This is a genomic window from Pseudomonas sp. McL0111 (assembly GCF_052567255.1).
Genome location: NZ_CP199585.1, coordinates 3,643,199 through 3,662,080, shown reverse-complemented (window position 1 = coordinate 3,662,080; position 18,882 = coordinate 3,643,199). Strand labels below are relative to the sequence as shown.

At 58.3% G+C, this 18,882-nt stretch carries 14 protein-coding genes; 5 read left to right on the top strand and 9 right to left on the bottom strand.

Annotated features, from left to right (window positions below; translation table 11 throughout):
• The first annotated feature begins 152 nt into the window (after positions 1-152).
• The 3 genes from mfd to ACTWLJ_RS16685 are packed head-to-tail and all read left to right on the top strand — an operon-like array spanning position 153 to position 6,880.
• Positions 153-3,602 (top strand): transcription-repair coupling factor, encoded by a 3,450-nt coding sequence (mfd, locus tag ACTWLJ_RS16695; protein ID WP_445177621.1) that lies wholly within the window; start codon positions 153-155, stop codon positions 3,600-3,602.
• A 9-nt stretch (positions 3,603-3,611) separates the two neighbouring features.
• Entirely contained in the window at positions 3,612-4,178 is a 567-nt protein-coding gene (locus ACTWLJ_RS16690; protein WP_401220089.1) for a CsiV family protein, read from the top strand.
• Positions 4,179-4,189: 11 nt separating this feature from the next.
• Positions 4,190-6,880, top strand: coding sequence for a DEAD/DEAH box helicase (locus ACTWLJ_RS16685; protein WP_445177620.1), 2,691 nt, complete (start codon positions 4,190-4,192; stop codon positions 6,878-6,880).
• A gap of 141 nt (positions 6,881-7,021) precedes the next feature.
• On the opposite strand, the gene ACTWLJ_RS16680 is transcribed toward ACTWLJ_RS16685, so the two are convergent.
• The 3 genes from ACTWLJ_RS16680 to ACTWLJ_RS16670 form a co-directional block, all read right to left on the bottom strand.
• Entirely contained in the window at positions 7,022-7,759 is a 738-nt protein-coding gene (locus ACTWLJ_RS16680; protein WP_401220093.1) for an S-methyl-5'-thioinosine phosphorylase, read from the bottom strand.
• A 12-nt stretch (positions 7,760-7,771) separates the two neighbouring features.
• Positions 7,772-8,782 (bottom strand): beta-N-acetylhexosaminidase, encoded by a 1,011-nt coding sequence (nagZ, locus tag ACTWLJ_RS16675; protein ID WP_445177619.1) that lies wholly within the window; start codon positions 8,780-8,782, stop codon positions 7,772-7,774.
• Positions 8,783-8,940: 158 nt separating this feature from the next.
• Positions 8,941-9,648: a TetR/AcrR family transcriptional regulator gene (locus ACTWLJ_RS16670; RefSeq protein WP_401220097.1), complete on the bottom strand. Its 708-nt coding sequence runs from the start codon at positions 9,646-9,648 to the stop codon at positions 8,941-8,943.
• A gap of 229 nt (positions 9,649-9,877) precedes the next feature.
• Here ACTWLJ_RS16670 and lexA point away from each other — a divergent pair, with 229 nt between their 5' ends.
• Entirely contained in the window at positions 9,878-10,486 is a 609-nt protein-coding gene (gene lexA, locus ACTWLJ_RS16665; protein ID WP_445177618.1) for a transcriptional repressor LexA, read from the top strand.
• 10 nt (positions 10,487-10,496) lie between these two features.
• Positions 10,497-10,970 carry an SOS-induced cell division inhibitor SulA gene (gene sulA / locus ACTWLJ_RS16660; protein WP_401220100.1) on the top strand — a complete coding sequence of 158 codons (474 nt, stop codon included), beginning with the start codon at positions 10,497-10,499 and terminating at the stop codon, positions 10,968-10,970.
• 97 nt (positions 10,971-11,067) lie between these two features.
• Here sulA and ACTWLJ_RS16655 read toward each other — a convergent pair whose 3' ends face one another.
• From ACTWLJ_RS16655 to fadB, 6 genes are all read right to left on the bottom strand, one after another.
• A complete protein-coding gene (locus ACTWLJ_RS16655) occupies positions 11,068-11,301 on the bottom strand; it encodes a hypothetical protein (RefSeq protein ID WP_003226592.1) in 234 nt (77 codons plus the stop codon).
• Positions 11,302-11,407: 106 nt separating this feature from the next.
• Entirely contained in the window at positions 11,408-11,932 is a 525-nt protein-coding gene (locus ACTWLJ_RS16650) for a DUF6586 family protein (protein WP_401220103.1), read from the bottom strand.
• 138 nt (positions 11,933-12,070) lie between these two features.
• The gene (topA, locus tag ACTWLJ_RS16645; protein WP_445177617.1) at positions 12,071-14,698 is read right to left on the bottom strand and encodes a type I DNA topoisomerase; all 2,628 of its coding nucleotides are present in this window, start codon (positions 14,696-14,698) and stop codon (positions 12,071-12,073) included.
• A 114-nt stretch (positions 14,699-14,812) separates the two neighbouring features.
• A complete protein-coding gene (locus tag ACTWLJ_RS16640; RefSeq protein ID WP_445177616.1) occupies positions 14,813-15,049 on the bottom strand; it encodes a DUF1653 domain-containing protein in 237 nt (78 codons plus the stop codon).
• 97 nt (positions 15,050-15,146) lie between these two features.
• Positions 15,147-16,322: an acetyl-CoA C-acyltransferase FadA gene (gene fadA / locus ACTWLJ_RS16635; protein WP_010456360.1), complete on the bottom strand. Its 1,176-nt coding sequence runs from the start codon at positions 16,320-16,322 to the stop codon at positions 15,147-15,149.
• A gap of 29 nt (positions 16,323-16,351) precedes the next feature.
• Positions 16,352-18,499 (bottom strand): fatty acid oxidation complex subunit alpha FadB, encoded by a 2,148-nt coding sequence (gene fadB, locus ACTWLJ_RS16630; protein WP_445177615.1) that lies wholly within the window; start codon positions 18,497-18,499, stop codon positions 16,352-16,354.
• Between the last annotated feature and the right edge of the window lie 383 nt (positions 18,500-18,882).

The window sequence follows — 18,882 nt, the reverse complement described above, 5'->3', positions numbered from 1 at the left end:
GCACTACATAACCGCAAAAAAAGTGCTCGTTTTTATGGTTACCACTACATTTCGCGCAAACATCGAAGATAGACACAGTCTGCAACTGACAGGCGACACCTGACGCCGCTACAATTACCGACTTTGTCGCAAAGCCTGGAGCTCAACCTTCCGTGCCCGTTCTGCGTCTACCGCTTCTCCCTGCTGCGGCAGGTAAACAGCATTGGGGCAATCTGCCCGGTGCTGCCCTCAGTCTGGCGATTGCCGAGGCTGCCAGCGCTGCCAAGCGCTTCACGCTGCTATTGACCGCCGACAGCCAAAGTGCCGAACGGCTGGAACAGGAGCTGGGCTTCTTCGCCCCGGATTTGCCCGTTCTGCATTTTCCCGACTGGGAAACCCTGCCCTACGACCTGTTCTCGCCGCACCAGGACATCATTTCCCAGCGTATCGCCAGCCTATATAGGCTGCCGGAACTGGAACATGGCGTGCTGGTGGTGCCGATCACCACCGCTCTGCATCGCCTGGCGCCGACCAAATTCCTGCTCGGCAGCAGTCTGGTGCTGGACGTTGGCCAGAAACTCGACGTCGAGCAGATGCGTTCGCGACTCGAAGCCAGTGGCTATCGCTATGTCGATACGGTCTACGAGCACGGCGAGTTCACGGTGCGCGGCGCGCTGATCGATCTGTTCCCGATGGGCAGCAAACTGCCCTATCGCATCGATCTGTTCGACGACGAAATCGAGACCCTGCGTACCTTCGATCCGGAAAACCAGCGCTCCATCGACAAGGTCGATTCGGTCAAGCTGCTGCCGGCCCGCGAGTTCCCGCTGCAAAAAGACGCGGTCACCCGCTTCAAGGCTCGTTTCCGGGAACGCTTCGATGTCGACTTCCGCCGCTGCCCGATCTTTCAGGATCTGAGCAGCGGGATCACCCCGGCCGGTATCGAGTATTACCTGCCGCTGTTCTTCGACGAGACCTCGACCCTGTTCGACTACCTGCCACAGGACACGCAAGTGTTCTCGTTGCCGGGCATCGAACAGGCGGCGGAAAACTTCTGGAACGACGTGCGCAATCGCTATGAAGAACGCCGCGTCGATCCATCGCGTCCTTTATTGCCTCCCGCCGAACTGTTCCTGCCGGTGGAAGACTGCTTCGCCCGCCTGAAGAACTGGCCGCGCGTGGTTGCCAGTCAGCAGGACGTCGAAGCCGGTGCCGGTCGCGAACGCTTCCCGGCGCAAGCGCTGCCGAATCTGGCGATTGAAGCCAAGGCCGCTCAGCCACTTGCTGCGCTTGCCGCATTCCTCGATGAATTCCCCGGCCGCGTGCTGTTCACCGCCGAGTCCGCGGGCCGACGCGAAGTATTGCTGGAGCTGCTCGAACGCCTGAAGCTGCGCCCGAAAACCGTCGATAGCTGGCCGGACTTCGTCAGCGGCAAGGATCGCCTGGCGATCACCATTGCGCCGCTTGATGAGGGCCTGATGCTGGATGATCCGGCATTGGCGCTGGTCGCGGAAAGCCCGCTGTTCGGTCAACGAGTGATGCAGCGTCGCCGTCGCGAAAAACGCGCTGACGGCAATAACGATGCAGTGATCAAAAACCTTACCGAGCTGCGCGAAGGCGCGCCGGTGGTGCACATCGACCACGGTGTCGGTCGTTATCTGGGCCTCGCAACCCTGGAAATCGAAGATCAGGCTGCCGAGTTCCTCACCCTGGAATACGCCGAGGGCGCCAAGCTCTACGTCCCCGTGGCGAACCTGCACCTGATCGCCCGCTACACCGGCAGCGACGATGCGCTGGCTCCATTGCACCGACTCGGCTCCGAGACCTGGCAGAAAGCCAAGCGCAAAGCCGCCGAACAGGTGCGCGATGTCGCCGCCGAGTTGCTCGACATCTATGCCCGTCGTGCCGCTCGCGAAGGCCATGCTTTCGCCGATCCGAAAGCCGATTACGCGACGTTCAGCGCCGGTTTCCCGTTCGAAGAAACCCCGGACCAGCAAACCACCATCGAAGCCGTGCGCGAAGACATGCTCGCACCGAGACCGATGGATCGACTGGTCTGCGGCGACGTCGGCTTCGGCAAGACCGAAGTGGCCATGCGCGCAGCGTTCATCGCCGTGCACGGCGGTCGCCAAGTGGCGATTCTGGTGCCGACCACCCTGCTCGCCCAACAGCATTACAACAGCTTTCGCGACCGCTTCGCCGATTGGCCAGTGAGCGTGGAAGTGATGAGTCGCTTCAAGTCGACCAAGGAAGTCAACGCAGCGATTGCGGACCTCGCCGAAGGCAAGATCGACATCGTCATCGGCACGCACAAGTTGCTGTCCGACGACGTGAAGATCAAAAACCTCGGGCTGGTGATCATCGACGAAGAGCACCGTTTCGGTGTGCGCCAGAAAGAACAGCTCAAGGCACTGCGCAGCGAAGTCGACATTCTGACCCTGACCGCCACGCCGATTCCGCGCACGCTGAACATGGCAGTGTCGGGCATGCGCGACCTGTCGATCATCGCCACGCCGCCGGCGCGACGCCTGTCGGTGCGCACCTTCGTCATGGAGCAGAACAAAAGCACCGTCAAAGAGGCGTTGCTGCGTGAACTGCTGCGTGGCGGCCAGGTTTACTACCTGCACAACGATGTGAAGACCATCGAAAAATGCGCTGCGGATCTGGCCGAACTGGTGCCGGAAGCGCGGATCGGTATCGGCCATGGGCAAATGCGCGAACGCGAACTCGAACAAGTGATGAGCGATTTTTATCACAAGCGCTTCAACGTGCTGATCGCCTCGACCATCATCGAGACCGGCATCGACGTGCCAAGCGCCAACACCATCATCATCGAACGCGCCGACAAATTCGGCCTGGCACAACTGCACCAGTTGCGAGGTCGTGTCGGCCGCAGTCACCACCAGGCTTACGCCTACCTGTTGACACCGCCGCGCCAGCAAATCACTGGCGACGCGGAAAAACGTCTGGAAGCGATTGCCAATACTCAGGATCTCGGCGCCGGTTTCGTGCTGGCGACCAACGACCTGGAAATCCGTGGTGCCGGCGAATTGCTCGGCGATGGTCAGAGCGGGCAGATTCAGGCGGTCGGTTTCACGCTGTACATGGAAATGCTCGAACGCGCGGTGAAATCGATCCGCAAGGGCGAGCAGCCAAACCTCGACCAGCCGCTTGGTGGCGGCCCGGAGGTCAACCTGCGGGTGCCAGCGTTGATCCCCGAAAGCTATCTGCCGGACGTTCACGCCCGGTTGATTCTGTACAAACGCATCGCTTCGGCCACCGACGAAGAAGGCTTGAAAGACCTGCAAGTGGAGATGATCGACCGCTTCGGCTTGCTGCCTGAGCCAACCAAGAATCTGGTGCGGATCACTGCGCTGAAATTGCAGGCCGAACAGTTGGGCATCAAGAAGGTCGATGGTGGCCCGCAGGGCGGACGTATCGAGTTCGCGGCGCAGACTCCGGTCGATCCGATGACCCTGATCAAACTGATTCAGAGCCAGCCAAAACGCTATAAATTCGAAGGCGCGACAATGTTCAAGTTCCAGGTGCCGATGGAACGCCCGGAAGAGCGCTTTAATACTGTAGAGGCGCTGTTCGAGCGCCTCCTCCCGAAAACTGTTTAAGGACGCCGCATGCGCCTGTTTCGCTCACTGACCTTGCTTCTGACACTGGTCGCTCCCACGGCATTTGCCGATGACACGTATATGGTCGAAATGATTCTGGTACGCCAGAACGCGGTACCGGCGATTGTCAGCCGCGCCGCACCGGAAGACTGGGCCGCTGGTGCCCAACGCCTGGGCGACGACAGCAAACGCACGCCGGCATTGGGCGATGTAGCGGCAAAACTCACCGCCAGCGGCGATTACAGCGTGTTGATGCACAGGGCCTGGCAGCAAACCCTCGGCGAAGCGCCGGCGAAGGTGGCAGTCAGCGAAGGCTCGGAACAGTTCGGTCAATTCCCGATCGAGGGCACACTGGAAATGAAACTCGGCCGCTTCACCGATGTGAACGCCGATTTCTGGGTCAATCAGATCGACGCCAACGGCATGGTCACCGCCAGCGAGCGCCTGAAACAGGACAGTCATACCAAAAATGGCCAACTGAATTTTCTCGACAACGGCCATCTGGGGCTGCTGGTCAAGATCACCTCTCTGACGGCGCCCGCCCCACGGCAAGCCCCTGAAGCCATTCCGGACTGATCGAAGTCCTTATGTCCCCGCCACTGAGTAAACCGTTGGCACCCTCCTGGGTCAGCCGATTCAAGGAACAGAGCCTGGAGCGTGGCCGCCGCTACGCTCTGGAAAACCGGGTACGAATCGCTCAGGTCGGCGACGCGACCATCACCGCCAGTTGTGAAGGCTCTGGCGGTAACGTTTACCGTCAGACCATTCACCTGCGCGAGTCAGCCAAAGGCACGCTGCTGATGGTCGATGCCACCTGCACCTGCCCGGTTCGCAGCAACTGCAAACATTGCGCGGCGGTATTGCTGCAAGTGCAGGAAACCCTCGAATACCCTGCTGCTGCCAAAGATGCCGAATTATTGGAAAAGCTTCAGGCAGTGCTGGAAAACCGCGGCCCAAAGGCTCCGCCGCAAGTGCTGGTGGACAATGTGCAGCCGGTGCCGCGCCTGTGGCTGGCCAGTGTCGAGTTCAGTGCTTTCGAACCGCGTAACGGCAAGATGCAGCGCTACATCCAGCATCGTGCGGCGCTGTCTTTCAGCTATCTGGACGAATACGTCAGCGGGCAAAAGAACAGCGACATCCTGATCCGCCAGGAAACCCAGACGCTACGGATAAAACGTCACCCGGAAGTCGAACAGTCCTATCGAGAGCAACTGCGAATCCTCGGATTTCGCATCGCCACCCGCCAGAGCAAAGCGCTGCCGGAAAGCGCTGGCGAGTTGTACGAGATGGTCAATGACAGTGCCTGGCTGACCTTCACTCTCAATGAGCTGCCAAAGCTGCGCACTCAGAACTGGGAATTGCAGATCGACGAAGAGTTCGGCTTCGACCTGACCGCTGTCGATGACTGGTACGCCACCGTCGAACAAGCGCCGGAGCGCGACTGGTTTGATCTGGAACTGGGGATCATCGTCAACGGCGAACGCCTGAGCCTGCTGCCAATTCTGCTCAACCTGATGCGCTCGCACGCGGAAATCCTCAACCCGGAACGCCTTGCGCGGCGTCGGGATGAAGAGCTGATTCTGGTGAATATTCCGCAGCGCAACAGCGAGCACGGCCCGTTGCAAGTGGCGCTACCACTCGGCCGGTTGAAACCGGTACTGGCGACCCTCGGCGAATTCTATTTGCAGGAACCGGGCGAAACCACGCTGCGCCTGAGCAAGGCCGACGCTACACGACTCAATTCGCTGGAAGGCATTCCACTGCTTTGGGAGGGCGGCGAGCACATTCGCGGTTTCGCCCAGCGTCTGCGCGATATTCGTGATTACAGCGCGCAAGCACCGCAAGGCTTGAACGCAACGTTGCGCCCGTATCAGCTTGAAGGTTTGAGCTGGATGCAATCGCTACGGCAACTTGAGGTTGGCGGGATTCTCGCGGACGACATGGGGCTGGGAAAAACCTTACAGACTCTGGCGCACATTCTCAGCGAGAAAAATGCCGGACGCCTGGATCGACCGTGCATGGTGGTGATGCCCACCAGCCTGATCCCCAACTGGCTCGACGAAGCAGCGCACTTCACCCCGCAATTGAAGGTGGTGGCGCTGTACGGTGCCAGTCGTAAAAAGCACTTTGAGAAACTCGCTGAATACGACCTTATCCTCACTACCTACGCGCTGTTGCCCAAGGACATCGAACGCCTGGTGCAACAACCGCTGCACGTGTTGGTGCTGGATGAAGCGCAATACATCAAGAATCCAAACAGTAAAGCTGCGCAGGCTGCACGTGAGCTCAACGCTCGCCAGCGCCTGTGCCTGAGCGGCACGCCACTGGAAAATCACTTGGGTGAGCTGTGGTCGCTGTTTCACTTCCTGCTGCCGGGATGGCTTGGCGACGTCAAAAGCTTCAATGCCGATTACCGTGCACCCATCGAAAAACGTGGCAGCGAGGTCAGACTCCAGCACCTCAACGGTCGGATCAAACCGTTTCTGCTGCGTCGAACCAAAGAACAGGTTGCCACCGAGCTTCCGCCGAAAACCGAGATCATCCACTGGGTCGATCTCAATGAAGCCCAGCGCGACGTTTACGAAACCATGCGTCTGGCGATGGACAAGAAGGTTCGCGACGAGATTACCCGTAAAGGCGTGGCGCGCAGCCAGATCATCATTCTTGAGGCACTGCTCAAGTTGCGGCAGGTCTGTTGCGATCTGCGACTGGTGAACGATGCCACCCTGCCCGCTCGCGGCAGCACCTCGGGCAAGCTCGACAGCCTGATGGAAATGCTCGAAGAGCTGTTTGAAGAAGGTCGGCGGATTCTGCTGTTTTCGCAGTTCACTTCAATGCTGTCACTGATCGAGGCAGAGCTGAAAAAACGCAATATTTCGTATGCGCTACTGACCGGGCAAACCCGTGATCGGCGTACGCCGGTGAAGGAATTTCAGAGTGGTACGCGTCAGATCTTTCTTATCAGCCTGAAGGCTGGCGGCGTCGGGCTCAACCTGACGGAAGCGGATACGGTGATTCACTACGACCCGTGGTGGAACCCGGCGACCGAGAATCAAGCGACTGACCGGGCGTATCGAATCGGTCAGGAGAAACCGGTGTTCGTCTACAAGATGATTGCCCGAGGCACGGTGGAAGAGAAGATTCAGCACTTGCAGAAGGAAAAATCCGACCTGGCGGCGGGCGTGCTGGACGGGCGCAAGGCCGGGGACTGGAAGTTGCAGAATGATGATATTGAAGCGCTGTTTGCGCCGTTGCCGGACAAGCTCGACAAACGTTGAGAATGTTGGCGGCAATCAGGACGCTATCGCTGGCAAGCCAGCTCCCACAAGGTTATGAGCCGTAAATAAAACTTCGGCTCAACCCGAAACCTGTGGGAGCTGGCTTGCCAGCGATGGGGTCGACTCGGTGTCAGGCCAGACTCAGCCCTTGAGCACCCGCGCCAACGTCGATTTCACCTTGCCCATCCCGTCATGCAAAGCCTGCTCAATTTCAGCCATGGTGATCACCGCCGTGGTCTTGCCCGCTGCCGGGTTCACCACCAGCGACAAACAGGCGTAATCCAGATCCAGCTCACGGGCCAGCGCCGCTTCGGGCATACCGGTCATGCCGACGATGTCGCAGCCATCACGCTCCAGACGCACGATTTCGGCCACGGTTTCGAGTCGCGGACCCTGCGTACAGGCGTAAACACCCTCACCGCTGTATTCGCATCCTTCCGCCGCCAGTGCGGCAATCAACTGCTGACGCAGCGGCTCGCTGTAAGGAAAGCTGAAGTCGATATGGGTGACATGCTCCAGGTCGTCAGCGAAAAAGGTGTGCTCGCGACCGCTGGTGTAGTCGACGATCTGGTGCGGCACACAGAAATGCCCGGTGCCCATTGCCGGATGAATCCCGCCAACGGCATTGACTGCAATGATCGCTTCGGCACCGGCCTGCTTCAACGCCCAGAGGTTGGCGCGGTAGTTGACCTTGTGCGGCGGGAAGCGATGCGGATGGCCGTGGCGGGCCAGGAACAACACCTCCTTGCCGGCGTACTCACCGATCTGCACCTCGGCCGATGGCGCACCATAAGGCGTATCCACTGCCAGCGACTGACGAATGCTCAAGCCTTCGAGCTGGGTCAGGCCAGTGCCACCGATAATCGCGTAAACCGTCATAACGAAGAGTCCTTAATCAATCAGTTGAGCGTCATTGAGCGCGCCGATGGCGGTGAGCCAGCGCGGGTCCTGACGGTAATCGGTGCTGGCGAACGCCTGGCCGCGCATCCGCGCAATGCGTGCCGATGGCTTGACCTTCAAGCGTTGCGCGGCGCTCAGGGCCAGTTCGGCGGCAGCGCGATCGTTGCACACCAGACCCATGTCGCAACCGGCGCTGAGCGCGGCTTCGATACGGCCGGCAGCATCGCCGACTACGTGGGCGCCGGCCATCGACAAATCGTCACTGAATATCACGCCGTCGAACTGCAACTCGCCGCGCAGGATGTCCTGCAGCCAGCGTCGGGAGAATCCGGCTGGTTGCGAATCGACTTGCGGGTAGATCACATGGGCCGGCATTACAGCGGCCAATTGCTTGCTGAGTTTGGCGAACGGCACGAGGTCGTTGGCGCGGATCTCGTCGAGACTGCGCTCGTCGTTCGGGATAGCAACATGGGAATCAGCTTCCGCCCAGCCGTGACCAGGGAAATGCTTGCCCGTGGCGGCCATGCCCGCACTGTTCATGCCGCGAATGAATGCTCCGGCGAGCAGCGCTGCGCGCTCCGGATCACCCTCGAAGGAACGGGTGCCAACCACGGCGCTGCGCTGATAGTCGAGATCCAGCACAGGCGCGAAGCTCAGGTCGAGCCCGACTGCCAACACCTCAGTAGCCATGATCCAGCCGCATTGCTCGGCGAGGTATTCGGCATTCGGGTTGTCAGCGATAGCGCGCATCGCCGGCAGTCGCACGAAGCCCTGACGCAGACGCTGTACACGACCGCCCTCCTGGTCCACCGCCAGAAGCAGGTCCGGGCGAACGGCACGGATTGCCGCGCTCAGCTCACGCACCTGACGTGGATGCTCGATGTTTCGCGCGAAGATGATCAGGCCGCCCACTTCGGGCTGGCGCAACAATTGGCGATCTTCGGCCGTCAGCCAGGTACCGGCGACGTCCACCATCAACGAGCCTTGCAGGCCAGCAGTCATAAAAATTCCTTGAAAACGAAAAACCCGACCTGCACGAAATCGCCACCGAAGGCAGTGCCCGACAGGTCGACGAAATCTATGGAGAACGGGTTCAGAACGAGAGTCAGCATGGGCGGCTAGCTTAGCGGATACAAGCTGCCGCGCCCACCCGTGCGCGGTTAAACCTTGGCGGCCACCGGCGTTGATTTAGTACGCGGACGCAGTTGCGCAGTTGCCATCGCGGTATCGGTGACACCGGTTTCGGCGCGCATGCCGGCCGCAAGGAACGGCACCATCAGGCGCATGACTTGCTCGATGGAGGTGTTGACGCCGAAATCAGTCTCGGCAATCGCCCGCAAAGCCTTGATGCCGGACATGCTGAATGCAGCAGCACCGAGCATGAAGTGCACGCGCCAGAACAGTTCGATTGGTGGAATGCGCGGAGCCGCTTCGTTGACCAGCAACATATAGCGACGGAACACCTTGCCGTACATATCTTCCAGATAACGTCGCAAATGGCCCTGACTCTGACTGAAAGCCAAGCCGAGCAAGCGCATGAAGATCGACAGATCGTTGCCGCTGCGTGGCTGCACGACAAGCGCCTGCTCGACAAGAATCTCGAGAAGCTCTTCGAGCGTCGGCTTGTTTTCAGGCTTGGCCTGACGGCGTTCGAGCTCTTTATCCAGACTGATGCAGAACGGCCCGAGAAAACGCGAGAACACCGCCTGGATCAGCGCCTTCTTGGAACCGAAATGATAGTTCACCGCAGCCAGGTTGACGCCGGCCTTGCTGGTGATCAAACGCAATGAGGTTTCCGCGAAACCCTTCTCTGCGAACAACTGTTCGGCAGCATCAAGAATGCGTTCAACGGTTTCCGACTGGGCCATGGCTACTCCGCCTGACAAACACTTGTTTGAAACATACGTTTCAGCCTGTGCCTTGTCAAGCCTGCCAGTTCGTTTTGGGAATGGTCGGTCAGCTATTTAACCACACAAGCCCGATGCATTAATAAGTGCAGCTGCCGACCGTCTGGCGGCCTGCAAAAAAACGGGCATTGCCAAGACCGCTTCACTGTATATAATCCCAGTCACTGTATAAAAAGACAGAGCGATCAATATGCTAAAACTGACGCCACGCCAAGCCGAGATTCTGGCCTTCATCAAACGCTGCCTCGAAGACAACGGCTACCCGCCGACCCGTGCGGAAATCGCTCAGGAACTGGGCTTCAAATCGCCGAACGCTGCCGAAGAACACCTCAAGGCACTGGCCCGCAAGGGCGCCATCGAGATGACTCCCGGCGCTTCTCGCGGTATCCGCATCCCGGGTTTCGAAGCCAAGGCCGACGATTCCACACTGCCGATCATTGGCCGGGTGGCCGCTGGTGCTCCGATCCTCGCCCAGCAGCACATCGAAGAATCCTGCAACATCAACCCGGCCTTCTTTCATCCTCGCGCCGACTATCTGTTGCGCGTGCACGGCATGAGCATGAAGGACATCGGCATTTTCGACGGTGACCTGCTGGCAGTTCACACCACTCGCGAAGCGCGTAATGGCCAGATCGTAGTTGCCCGAATCGGCGACGAAGTCACCGTCAAACGCTTCAAGCGCGATGGCAACAAAGTCTGGCTGATTGCGGAAAACCCAGAGTTCGCACCTATCGAAGTCGACCTGAAAGATCAGGAACTAGTGATCGAAGGCTTGAGTGTCGGCGTAATCCGCCGCTAAAGGAGGCTTTATGCAGTTCCCACACACACCTCAGCAAACACAACTGCCGTTATTCGAAGCGTTTCTGGCACAACCCATGGCACCGATCCTCAAAGAAGTGATCGAGCGCCCTTGGAATGCCGAACCTGAAGTATTCAGTGAGCTGTCTCTGCGTGGTGCGGCCGGGAACTGCCTGAACCTGCTCGCCCCGATCCTTCGCGATTTGAGCGAGGATCAGGACGCACGCTGGCTGACGCTGATCGCCCCTCCCGCCAGTGTTACGCAGTCATGGCTAAGAGACGCTGGCCTGAACCGGGAGCGTATTCTGCTGCTACAGCCACGCGGCATTCAAAGCGCTCAGCAATTGACGTGCGAAGCGTTGCGCCTGGGCCGCAGCCACACGGTGGTTAGCTGGATCAATCCGTTGAGCACAAGCTCACGGCAACAACTGATCAGCGCTGCCAGAACCGGCAACGCGCAAAGTCTGAATATTCGACTGGGCTGATTCACTTGTAACGTGCGCTGTATGCAGCGCAGGGCTTCTCCAGGGATAGAGAAGCCGATCTGGAGCGATAACGACAAAAATCGCAGACAGGCGGGGATCAGTGAAGAACCCGCGGCCCCTCTTCTTTATCAAACTCACCCTCAACCATACGACCGGCCATCTGCACGCCGACGCTCAACATCGCCTTGGCGATTTCAACGTGCTGACCTTGCAGAAACGCTTTGGCATCCTCGGAGAAATCCAGCGTCACCAAAGAACCTTCGTCCTCAGCCCTGCGCAGTTCGATACGACCGTCTGGTAACTCGACAATTTCTAGAAAGGACGTTGGCATATGGGTCTGTTCTCCACGAAAGGCAGGGATTATATAGACATCGTTCAGGCTTCGCTCGGGATCTTGACCAGCAGCATGTTTCAGATTGCCACCGTGTCAATCGCCATCAGCACTCGTTCAAACCTTCACGAAAGCGAATCGCCAAGCCTTTCAGGTTCTGTCGCCAGCTCTCCAGCTCTTCACGACTCAACTCTTGCGGTGCCTCTTCTTCATCCAGATTGACCGCCAGAATCAATGGCTGCGTCACATCGCCCTTCGGCTTGTGAGGCACCCGTGGCGGCTGGAACATTGCCGAATGTGCAGCCAGCAATTGCGCCAACCAGGTTTCCGGATTACCGGCCAATTCGACCATTTCGGCCAACTCCGGGATAGCGATCGACTCCAGCACTTCACGGGTCAACAGCATCTCCGCCCGCGGCGCATTGGCCTGAGGCAGACGATAGAACCCGGCGATCTCATGGCACAGCCCCAGCAACGCGCCATAGAGGTGAAACAACGCCGATTCGCGCCCGGCCTGAATCAGCGCCAGGGAGTTCATCGCCCGCCCCTCTTCAGCGCGAGCCAAGGCTTCCAGCGAAAGACCGGCGAAATAGATCTTCTGATTGGTACGGGTATAGAGTTCGTGGGCCATGAAGGCAGTCTCCACAACGAAATAATTGCGTCACACAGGCCCGACAGTGTCGTGGATCAGTAGATCCGACCGCAAGCAGAAAACAAAAAGGCCGCATGAAATCCCGAAGGTTTCATGCGGCCTTTTCAGTGCCGTGGATTATTTGGACTTCGCGGTACGCTTGTCTTCAACAGTCCACTTGCCACCATCGTAGTAAGCCTTCCAACCGGTAGGCTTGCCGTCGACTTCGGTCTGCACGTATTGCTCCTTGGTCTTGCGGCTGTAACGGATCACCGCCGGCAAACCATCAGGATCTTTCTGTGGCGCATCGCACAGGAAGTGGTACTTAGGATCGATCTCATCCTTGTGCGGCAGAATCTCGATAACCAGCGGAGCACGCGTCTCACGGTTTTTCGGGAACTGACTCGCGGCGAGGAACAGACCGGATGCACCGTCACGCAGGATGTAGGTGTCGTTGACCTTTTCGCATTTCAGCTCAGGCATCTTCACCGGGTCCATCTTCGGTGGCGCCGCATCACCGCTCTTCAGCAGTTTGCGGGTGTTCTTGCAGGTCGGGTTGGTGCAACCGAAGAACTTGCCGAAACGGCCGGTCTTCAACTGCATCTCGCTGCCGCACTTGTCACATTCCAGGCTAGGACCTTCGTAGCCCTTGATGCGATAGCTGCCTTCCTCGATCTCGTAGCCGGCGCAATCCGGGTTGTTACCGCAGATGTGCAGCTTGCGCTTCTCGTCGAGCAGGTAAGCGTCCATCGCTGTGCTGCAAATCGGGCAGCGATGCTTGCCGCGCAGTACCAGCGATTCCGACTCACCTTCGTCGTCCGCAGCGATTTCGTCGCCCGGCACCAGGTTGACGGTGGCCTTGCAGCGTTCTTTCGGCGGCAGGCTGTAGCCCGAGCAACCGAGGAACACACCGGTCGACGCAGTACGGATCTGCATCGGTCGGCCGCAAGTGGTGCACGGAATGTCGGTCATGACCGGCTGGTTGGCGCGCATGCCGGTTTCCGGGTTTTCGGCTACTTCGAGTTTTTTCTTGAAGTCACCGTAGAACTCGTCCAGCACGTTTTTCCAGTCACGCTCGCCCTGGGCCACGTCATCGAGGTTCTCTTCCATGCCGGCGGTGAAGCCGTAGTCCATGAGGTTCGAGAAGCTCTCCGACAGACGCTCAGTGACGATGTCGCCCATTTTTTCCGAATAGAAACGACGATTATGCAAAGTCACATAACCGCGATCCTGAATGGTCGAAATGATCGCGGCATAAGTCGAAGGACGACCGATACCACGTTTTTCCATTTCTTTAACCAGACTGGCTTCCGAGTAACGAGCCGGTGGCTTGGTGAAGTGCTGGGTCGGATCAAGCTTGATCAGCTTCATCACGTCGCCCTGAGCCATATCCGGCAGCACGTCGTCATCACCAGGCTTGGCGATTTGCGGCATCACGCGGGTGTAGCCGTCGAACTTCAGGATGCGGCCCTTGGCGCGCAGCTCGAATTCGCCAGCAGCGACGCTGACGGTGGTCGACAGATATTGGGCCGGCAACATCTGGCAAGCCAGGAATTGGCGCCAGATCAACTCGTAAAGACGCTCAGCATCACGCTCCATGCCCGCAAGCTTGCTTGGCGTGGTGTTGGCGTCAGATGGACGAATCGCTTCGTGAGCCTCTTGTGCGCCTGCCTTGCTGCTGTAGACGTTCGGCGTTTCCGGCAGGTACTTCTTGCCGAACTCGTCTTCGATATAAGTGCGCGCCATCGTCACGGCATCAACCGATAGGTTGGTGGAGTCGGTACGCATATAAGTGATGTAGCCGGCTTCATACAGACGCTGGGCCATCATCATGGTTTTCTTCACGCCGAAGCCCAGGCGGTTACTCGCGGCCTGCTGCAACGTGGAAGTAATGAACGGCGCCGATGGCTTGCTGCTGGTCGGCTTGTCTTCGCGTTTGACGATGCTGTAGCTGGAAGACTTGAGCTTCTCCAGCGCGGCCATGGCCTGGGCTTCGTTCAGCGGCTTGAAGGCTTCGCCTTTCTCGCGAGCCACTTCGAAACGCACGGTCGAACCTTTGGCGGTGCCAAGGTCGGCGTGCACTTCCCAGTACTCTTCCGGGTTGAAAGCGCGAATCTCACGCTCACGCTCAACCACCAGCTTCACGGCAACCGATTGCACGCGACCGGCGGACAGACCACGGGCGATCTTCGACCACAGCAGTGGCGAGACCATGTAGCCAACGACGCGATCGAGGAAACGACGCGCTTGCTGGGCGTTCACACGATCGATGTCCAGCTCGCCCGGTGCCGAGAAAGCTTCCTGAATTGCTTTCTTGGTGATTTCGTTGAACACCACGCGCTTGTAGCGGCTGTCGTCACCACCAATGGCTTCGCGCAGGTGCCATGCAATGGCTTCCCCCTCGCGATCCAAGTCGGTTGCGAGATAGATGGTGTCAGCATCCTTGGCGAGCCGGCGCAGCTCTTCGATGACCTTTTCCTTGCCAGGAAGGATCTCGTATTTGGCTTTCCAGCCGTGATCGGGATCGACACCCATGCGCGAGACAAGCTGCTTGCGCGCTTTCTCTTTCGGCGTGAGCACCGGACCTTCGCCCGCAGCGGCCTTGCCACGCTTGGCGGCTGGCTCTTTGCTGGCGCTAGCCGAACCGCTGGTGGGCAGGTCTCGGATATGGCCGATACTCGACTTCACCACGTATTGGTTACCCAGATACTTGTTGATGGTCTTGGCCTTAGCCGGGGATTCCACAATGACCAGCGATTTGCCCATGGATCAGAAAATTCCTGAATTCTAGAAGTGAAAGGCGGTTGGCGCCTGACGCGGCACCGCTATATATAGTGGCTACAAGGTGAGGTCAAGCGCAGGGTTCTGCGCGCACTCGACTTATGGCTTGGAAAAAAGGCTCGGTTCGGCTTGCACCAAAGCAAAGCGCGGGACCTGCTCGCCGTCAACCTCGACGGACTCCATGAACATGCTCGAGGGGCGTACCCAAAAGCCGAATTCGCCATACAGGGCTTGGTAAAAGACCACTTCTTCTTCGGTCTCGGAGTGCCGCGCAATACTGAATACACGGTACTGCGGACCTTTGTAATGTTGGTAGAGCCCAGGTTGTATCGGCATGCTTCGGCCCTCACTCAAATTTTTTCAAAAAAAAATAAAATAAATCCACAAAAACAAAAACCGGGGCACTTGGCCCCGGCTTCCATCGACGAGACGCTTAAACGCGTTCGAAGACGGTGGAGATGCCTTGGCCGAGACCAATGCACATGGTAGCTACCCCGAAGGTGCCGCCATTCTGCTTCATCACGTTCAGCAAAGTGCCGGAAATCCGAGCACCGGAGCAACCGAACGGGTGACCCAGGGCGATCGCGCCGCCGTGCAGGTTAACCTTCTCGTTCATCTTGTCGAGCACTTTCAAATCTTTCAGCACTGGCAGAGCCTGTGCGGCGAAAGCTTCGTTGAGCTCGAAGAAGTCGATATCGTTGATGCCAAGGCCAGCGCGCTTCAGCGCTTTTTGTGTAGCCGGAACTGGACCATAGCCCATGATCGCCGGGTCCACACCTGCCACTGCCATCGAGCGAATCACTGCCAGAGGCTGGATACCCAGATCCTGGGCACGCTGCGCCGACATCACGATCATGCAAGAAGCACCATCGGTGATCTGCGACGAAGTACCGGCAGTCACGGTGCCGCCCTTTGGATTGAAGGCCGGCTTCAGAGCCGCCAGACTTTCCAGGGTGGTTTCCGGACGAATGGTTTCGTCGTAGTCGAACAGTTTCAGGAAACCGTTCTCGTCATAGCCCTGCATCGGGATGATTTCGTCTTTGAACTTGCCTTCCAAGGTCGCCTTGTGGGCGAGTTGGTGGGAGCGCACGCCGAAAGCGTCCTGCTGCTCGCGAGTGATGCCGTGCATTTTGCCCAGCATTTCAGCGGTCAGGCCCATCATGCCCGAGGCTTTCGCCGCATACAGCGACATGTGCGGGTTCGGATCGACACCGTGCATCATGCTCACGTGACCCATATGCTCGACGCCGCCAACCACGAACACGTCACCGTTTCCGGTCATGATCGCTTGCGCAGCAGTGTGCAGAGCGCTCATCGACGAGCCACACAGACGGCTGACGGTCTGACCGGCAGCAGTGTGCGGGATCTGAGTCATCAAGGACGCCATGCGGGCAATGTTCCAGCCCTGCTCCAGGGTCTGGTTCACGCAGCCCCAGATCACGTCTTCGACTTCGTTCGGGTCGACCTTGACGTTGCGTTCCAGCAATTTGCTGATCAGGTGCGCCGACATGTCTTCGGCGCGGGTGTTGCGGTGCATGCCGCCCTTGGAGCGGCCCATCGGAGTACGACCGAAGTCGACAATCACGACGTCTCTAGGATTCAAGCTCATAAGTTCACTCTCACTCTAGTTGGGGGCGCTTAACCGAAGAAGCGTTGGCCGGTTTTGGCCATCTCGCGCAGCTTCGCGGTCGGGTGGTACAGCGCGCCCAAATCAGCGTACTGGTCAGCCAGGGCAACGAACTCGGCAACACCGATCGAGTCGATGTAACGCAGAGCACCGCCACGGAATGGAGGGAAACCGATACCGTAAACCAGACCCATGTCGGCTTCGGCGGCAGTTTCAACGATGCCGTCTTCCAGGCAACGCACGGTTTCCAGGCACAGCGGGATCATCATCCAGTTAATGATGTCTTCGTCAGTGACTTCGCGCTGCTCGTAAACGATTGGCTTGAGCACTTCAAGCACCGACGGATCGGCAACTTTCTTCTGCTTGCCCTTCTTGTCGGTCTCGTAGGCGTAGAAGCCCTTGCCGTTCTTCTGGCCCAGACGCTTGGCTTCGTAAAGCACGTCGATAGCCGAACGACGATCGTCCTTCATGCGATCCGGGAAGCCTTCAGCCATAACGTCACGACCGTGGTGACCGGTGTCGATACCGACCACGTCCATCAGGTATGCCGGGCCCATTGGCCAGCCGAATTTTTCCATGATCTTGTCGATGCGGACGAAGTCCACGCCGGCGCTGACCAGTTTGGCGAAACCGCCGAAGTACGGGAACAGTACGCGGTTGACCAGGAAGCCCGGGCAGTCGTTGACGACGATCGGGTTCTTGCCCATTTTCTTGGCGTAGGCAACGGTGGTGGCAACAGCCAGCTCGCTGGACTTCTCGCCACGAATAACCTCAACCAGCGGCATCATGTGCACCGGGTTGAAGAAGTGCATGCCGACGAAGTTTTCCGGACGCTTGAGGGCCTTGGCCAGCAGGCTGATGGAAATGGTCGAGGTGTTGGACGCGAGGATGGTGTCCTCTTTGACCTTGTCTTCAACTTCAGCCAGTACGGCTTGCTTGACCTTAGGATTCTCTACAACCGCTTCGACCACTAGGTCGACGTGGCCGAAATCACCGTAGGACAGCGTAGGACGAATGCCGTTGAGCACTTCAGCCATTTTCGCTGGAGTCATGCGACCTTTATCAACGCGGCCAACCAGCAGTTTGGCGGCTTCGGCCAGACCCTGCTCGATACCGTGCTCGTTGATGTCCTTCATCAGGATCGGCGTACCTTTGGAGGCCGACTGATAAGCGATACCGCCGCCCATGATGCCGGCGCCCAGTACAGCAGCCTGCTTCACGTCTTTGGCGATTTCGTCGTAGGCCTTGGCCTTTTTCTTCAGTTCCTGATCGTTCAGGAACAGACCGATCAAGCTCTGCGCGGCAGAGGTCTTGGCCAGTTTGACGAAACCTGTGGCTTCGATTTCCAGCGCCTTTTCACGACCGAAGTTCGCGGCTTTCTGGATGGTCTTGATCGCTTCAACCGGCGCCGGATAGTTCGGGCCAGCCTGACCGGCGACGAAACCTTTGGCGGTTTCGAAAGCCATCATTTGTTCGATTGCATTCAGCTTGAGCTTTTCCAGCTTCGGCTGACGCTTGGCCTTGTAGTCAAACTCGCCGGAGATGGCGCGCTTGATCAGTTCAAGGGCAGCTTCCTGCAGCTTTTCAGGAGCAACCACTGCATCGACTGCGCCAACTTTCAGCGCGTCTTCAGGACGGTTTTCCTTGCCGGCGGCAATCCACTCGATAGCGTTGTCGGCACCGATCAGGCGCGGCAGACGCACGGTACCGCCGAAGCCCGGGTAGATGCCCAGTTTGACTTCCGGCAGACCGATCTTGGCCTTGGTGGACATGACGCGGTAGTCCGCCGCCAGGCACATTTCCAGACCGCCGCCCAGAGCGATGCCATTGATGGCCGCTACGGTCGGAACGTTGAGGTCTTCGAAATCGCTGAAGATCTTGTTGGCTTCGAGATTGCCAGCAACCAGCTCGGCATCCGGCAGCTTGAAGTTGTCGACAAATTCGGTGATGTCGGCGCCGACGATGAATACGTCCTTGCCACTGCTGACGATCACGCCCTTGATCGAAGCATCTGCCTTGATGGTGTCTACTGCCTGACGCAGTTCGTTCAGGGTAAGACGGTTGAACTTGTTGACGGACTCACCCTTGAGGTCGAATTTCAATTCGACGATGCCACTTTCAAGAGCTTTAACCGTGATGGCTTTACCTTCGTAAATCATCAACTGATCTCCACGATATGGAAGCTGAACAGTACACGTCGGACGCAGGCGAATGACTCGGCAGGACGTTTTTTCGTCGATGCTGACGCCAATCCACCCGGCACACCCGCCAACGCGATAGTCGGGATTCTGTAGGAGCAGTCTGTAAGACAAACGCTCAATTCATACGCCCGTTTGATTTGGGTACGTCACCTTCACGGAATTTCCGACAATTGTCAATCGCCCAAAATACGGGTTGAAATGCGACTTTGCGGTCATTTCCGTACCACGCAGACCAGCAACACGCGGCTGCATGTGAAGTCATTCATAGAATCAATAGTTAGAAAAGTCGCCCTAATTTGCGGCGAGCCTTGTTTAACAGGCTACGCTGGCAGGACTGCAGA

Bases quoted from the DNA above. Each gene is read 5' to 3' on its own strand.
- nagZ (WP_445177619.1), bottom strand. From the start codon at position 8,782: ATGACTGCTGGCCTGCAAGGCTCGTTGATGGTGGACGTCGCCGGTACC.
- topA (WP_445177617.1), bottom strand. From the start codon at position 14,698: ATGGGCAAATCGCTGGTCATTGTGGAATCCCCGGCTAAGGCCAAGACC.
- ACTWLJ_RS16655 (WP_003226592.1), bottom strand. From the start codon at position 11,301: ATGCCAACGTCCTTTCTAGAAATTGTCGAGTTACCAGACGGTCGTATC.
- ACTWLJ_RS16685 (WP_445177620.1), top strand. From the start codon at position 4,190: ATGTCCCCGCCACTGAGTAAACCGTTGGCACCCTCCTGGGTCAGCCGA.
- ACTWLJ_RS16640 (WP_445177616.1), bottom strand. From the start codon at position 15,049: ATGCCGATACAACCTGGGCTCTACCAACATTACAAAGGTCCGCAGTAC.
- sulA (WP_401220100.1), top strand. From the start codon at position 10,497: ATGCAGTTCCCACACACACCTCAGCAAACACAACTGCCGTTATTCGAA.
- fadA (WP_010456360.1), bottom strand. From the start codon at position 16,322: ATGAGCTTGAATCCTAGAGACGTCGTGATTGTCGACTTCGGTCGTACT.
- fadB (WP_445177615.1), bottom strand. From the start codon at position 18,499: ATGATTTACGAAGGTAAAGCCATCACGGTTAAAGCTCTTGAAAGTGGC.
- ACTWLJ_RS16690 (WP_401220089.1), top strand. From the start codon at position 3,612: ATGCGCCTGTTTCGCTCACTGACCTTGCTTCTGACACTGGTCGCTCCC.
- ACTWLJ_RS16680 (WP_401220093.1), bottom strand. From the start codon at position 7,759: ATGACGGTTTACGCGATTATCGGTGGCACTGGCCTGACCCAGCTCGAA.
- lexA (WP_445177618.1), top strand. From the start codon at position 9,878: ATGCTAAAACTGACGCCACGCCAAGCCGAGATTCTGGCCTTCATCAAA.
- ACTWLJ_RS16650 (WP_401220103.1), bottom strand. From the start codon at position 11,932: ATGGCCCACGAACTCTATACCCGTACCAATCAGAAGATCTATTTCGCC.
- ACTWLJ_RS16670 (WP_401220097.1), bottom strand. From the start codon at position 9,648: ATGGCCCAGTCGGAAACCGTTGAACGCATTCTTGATGCTGCCGAACAG.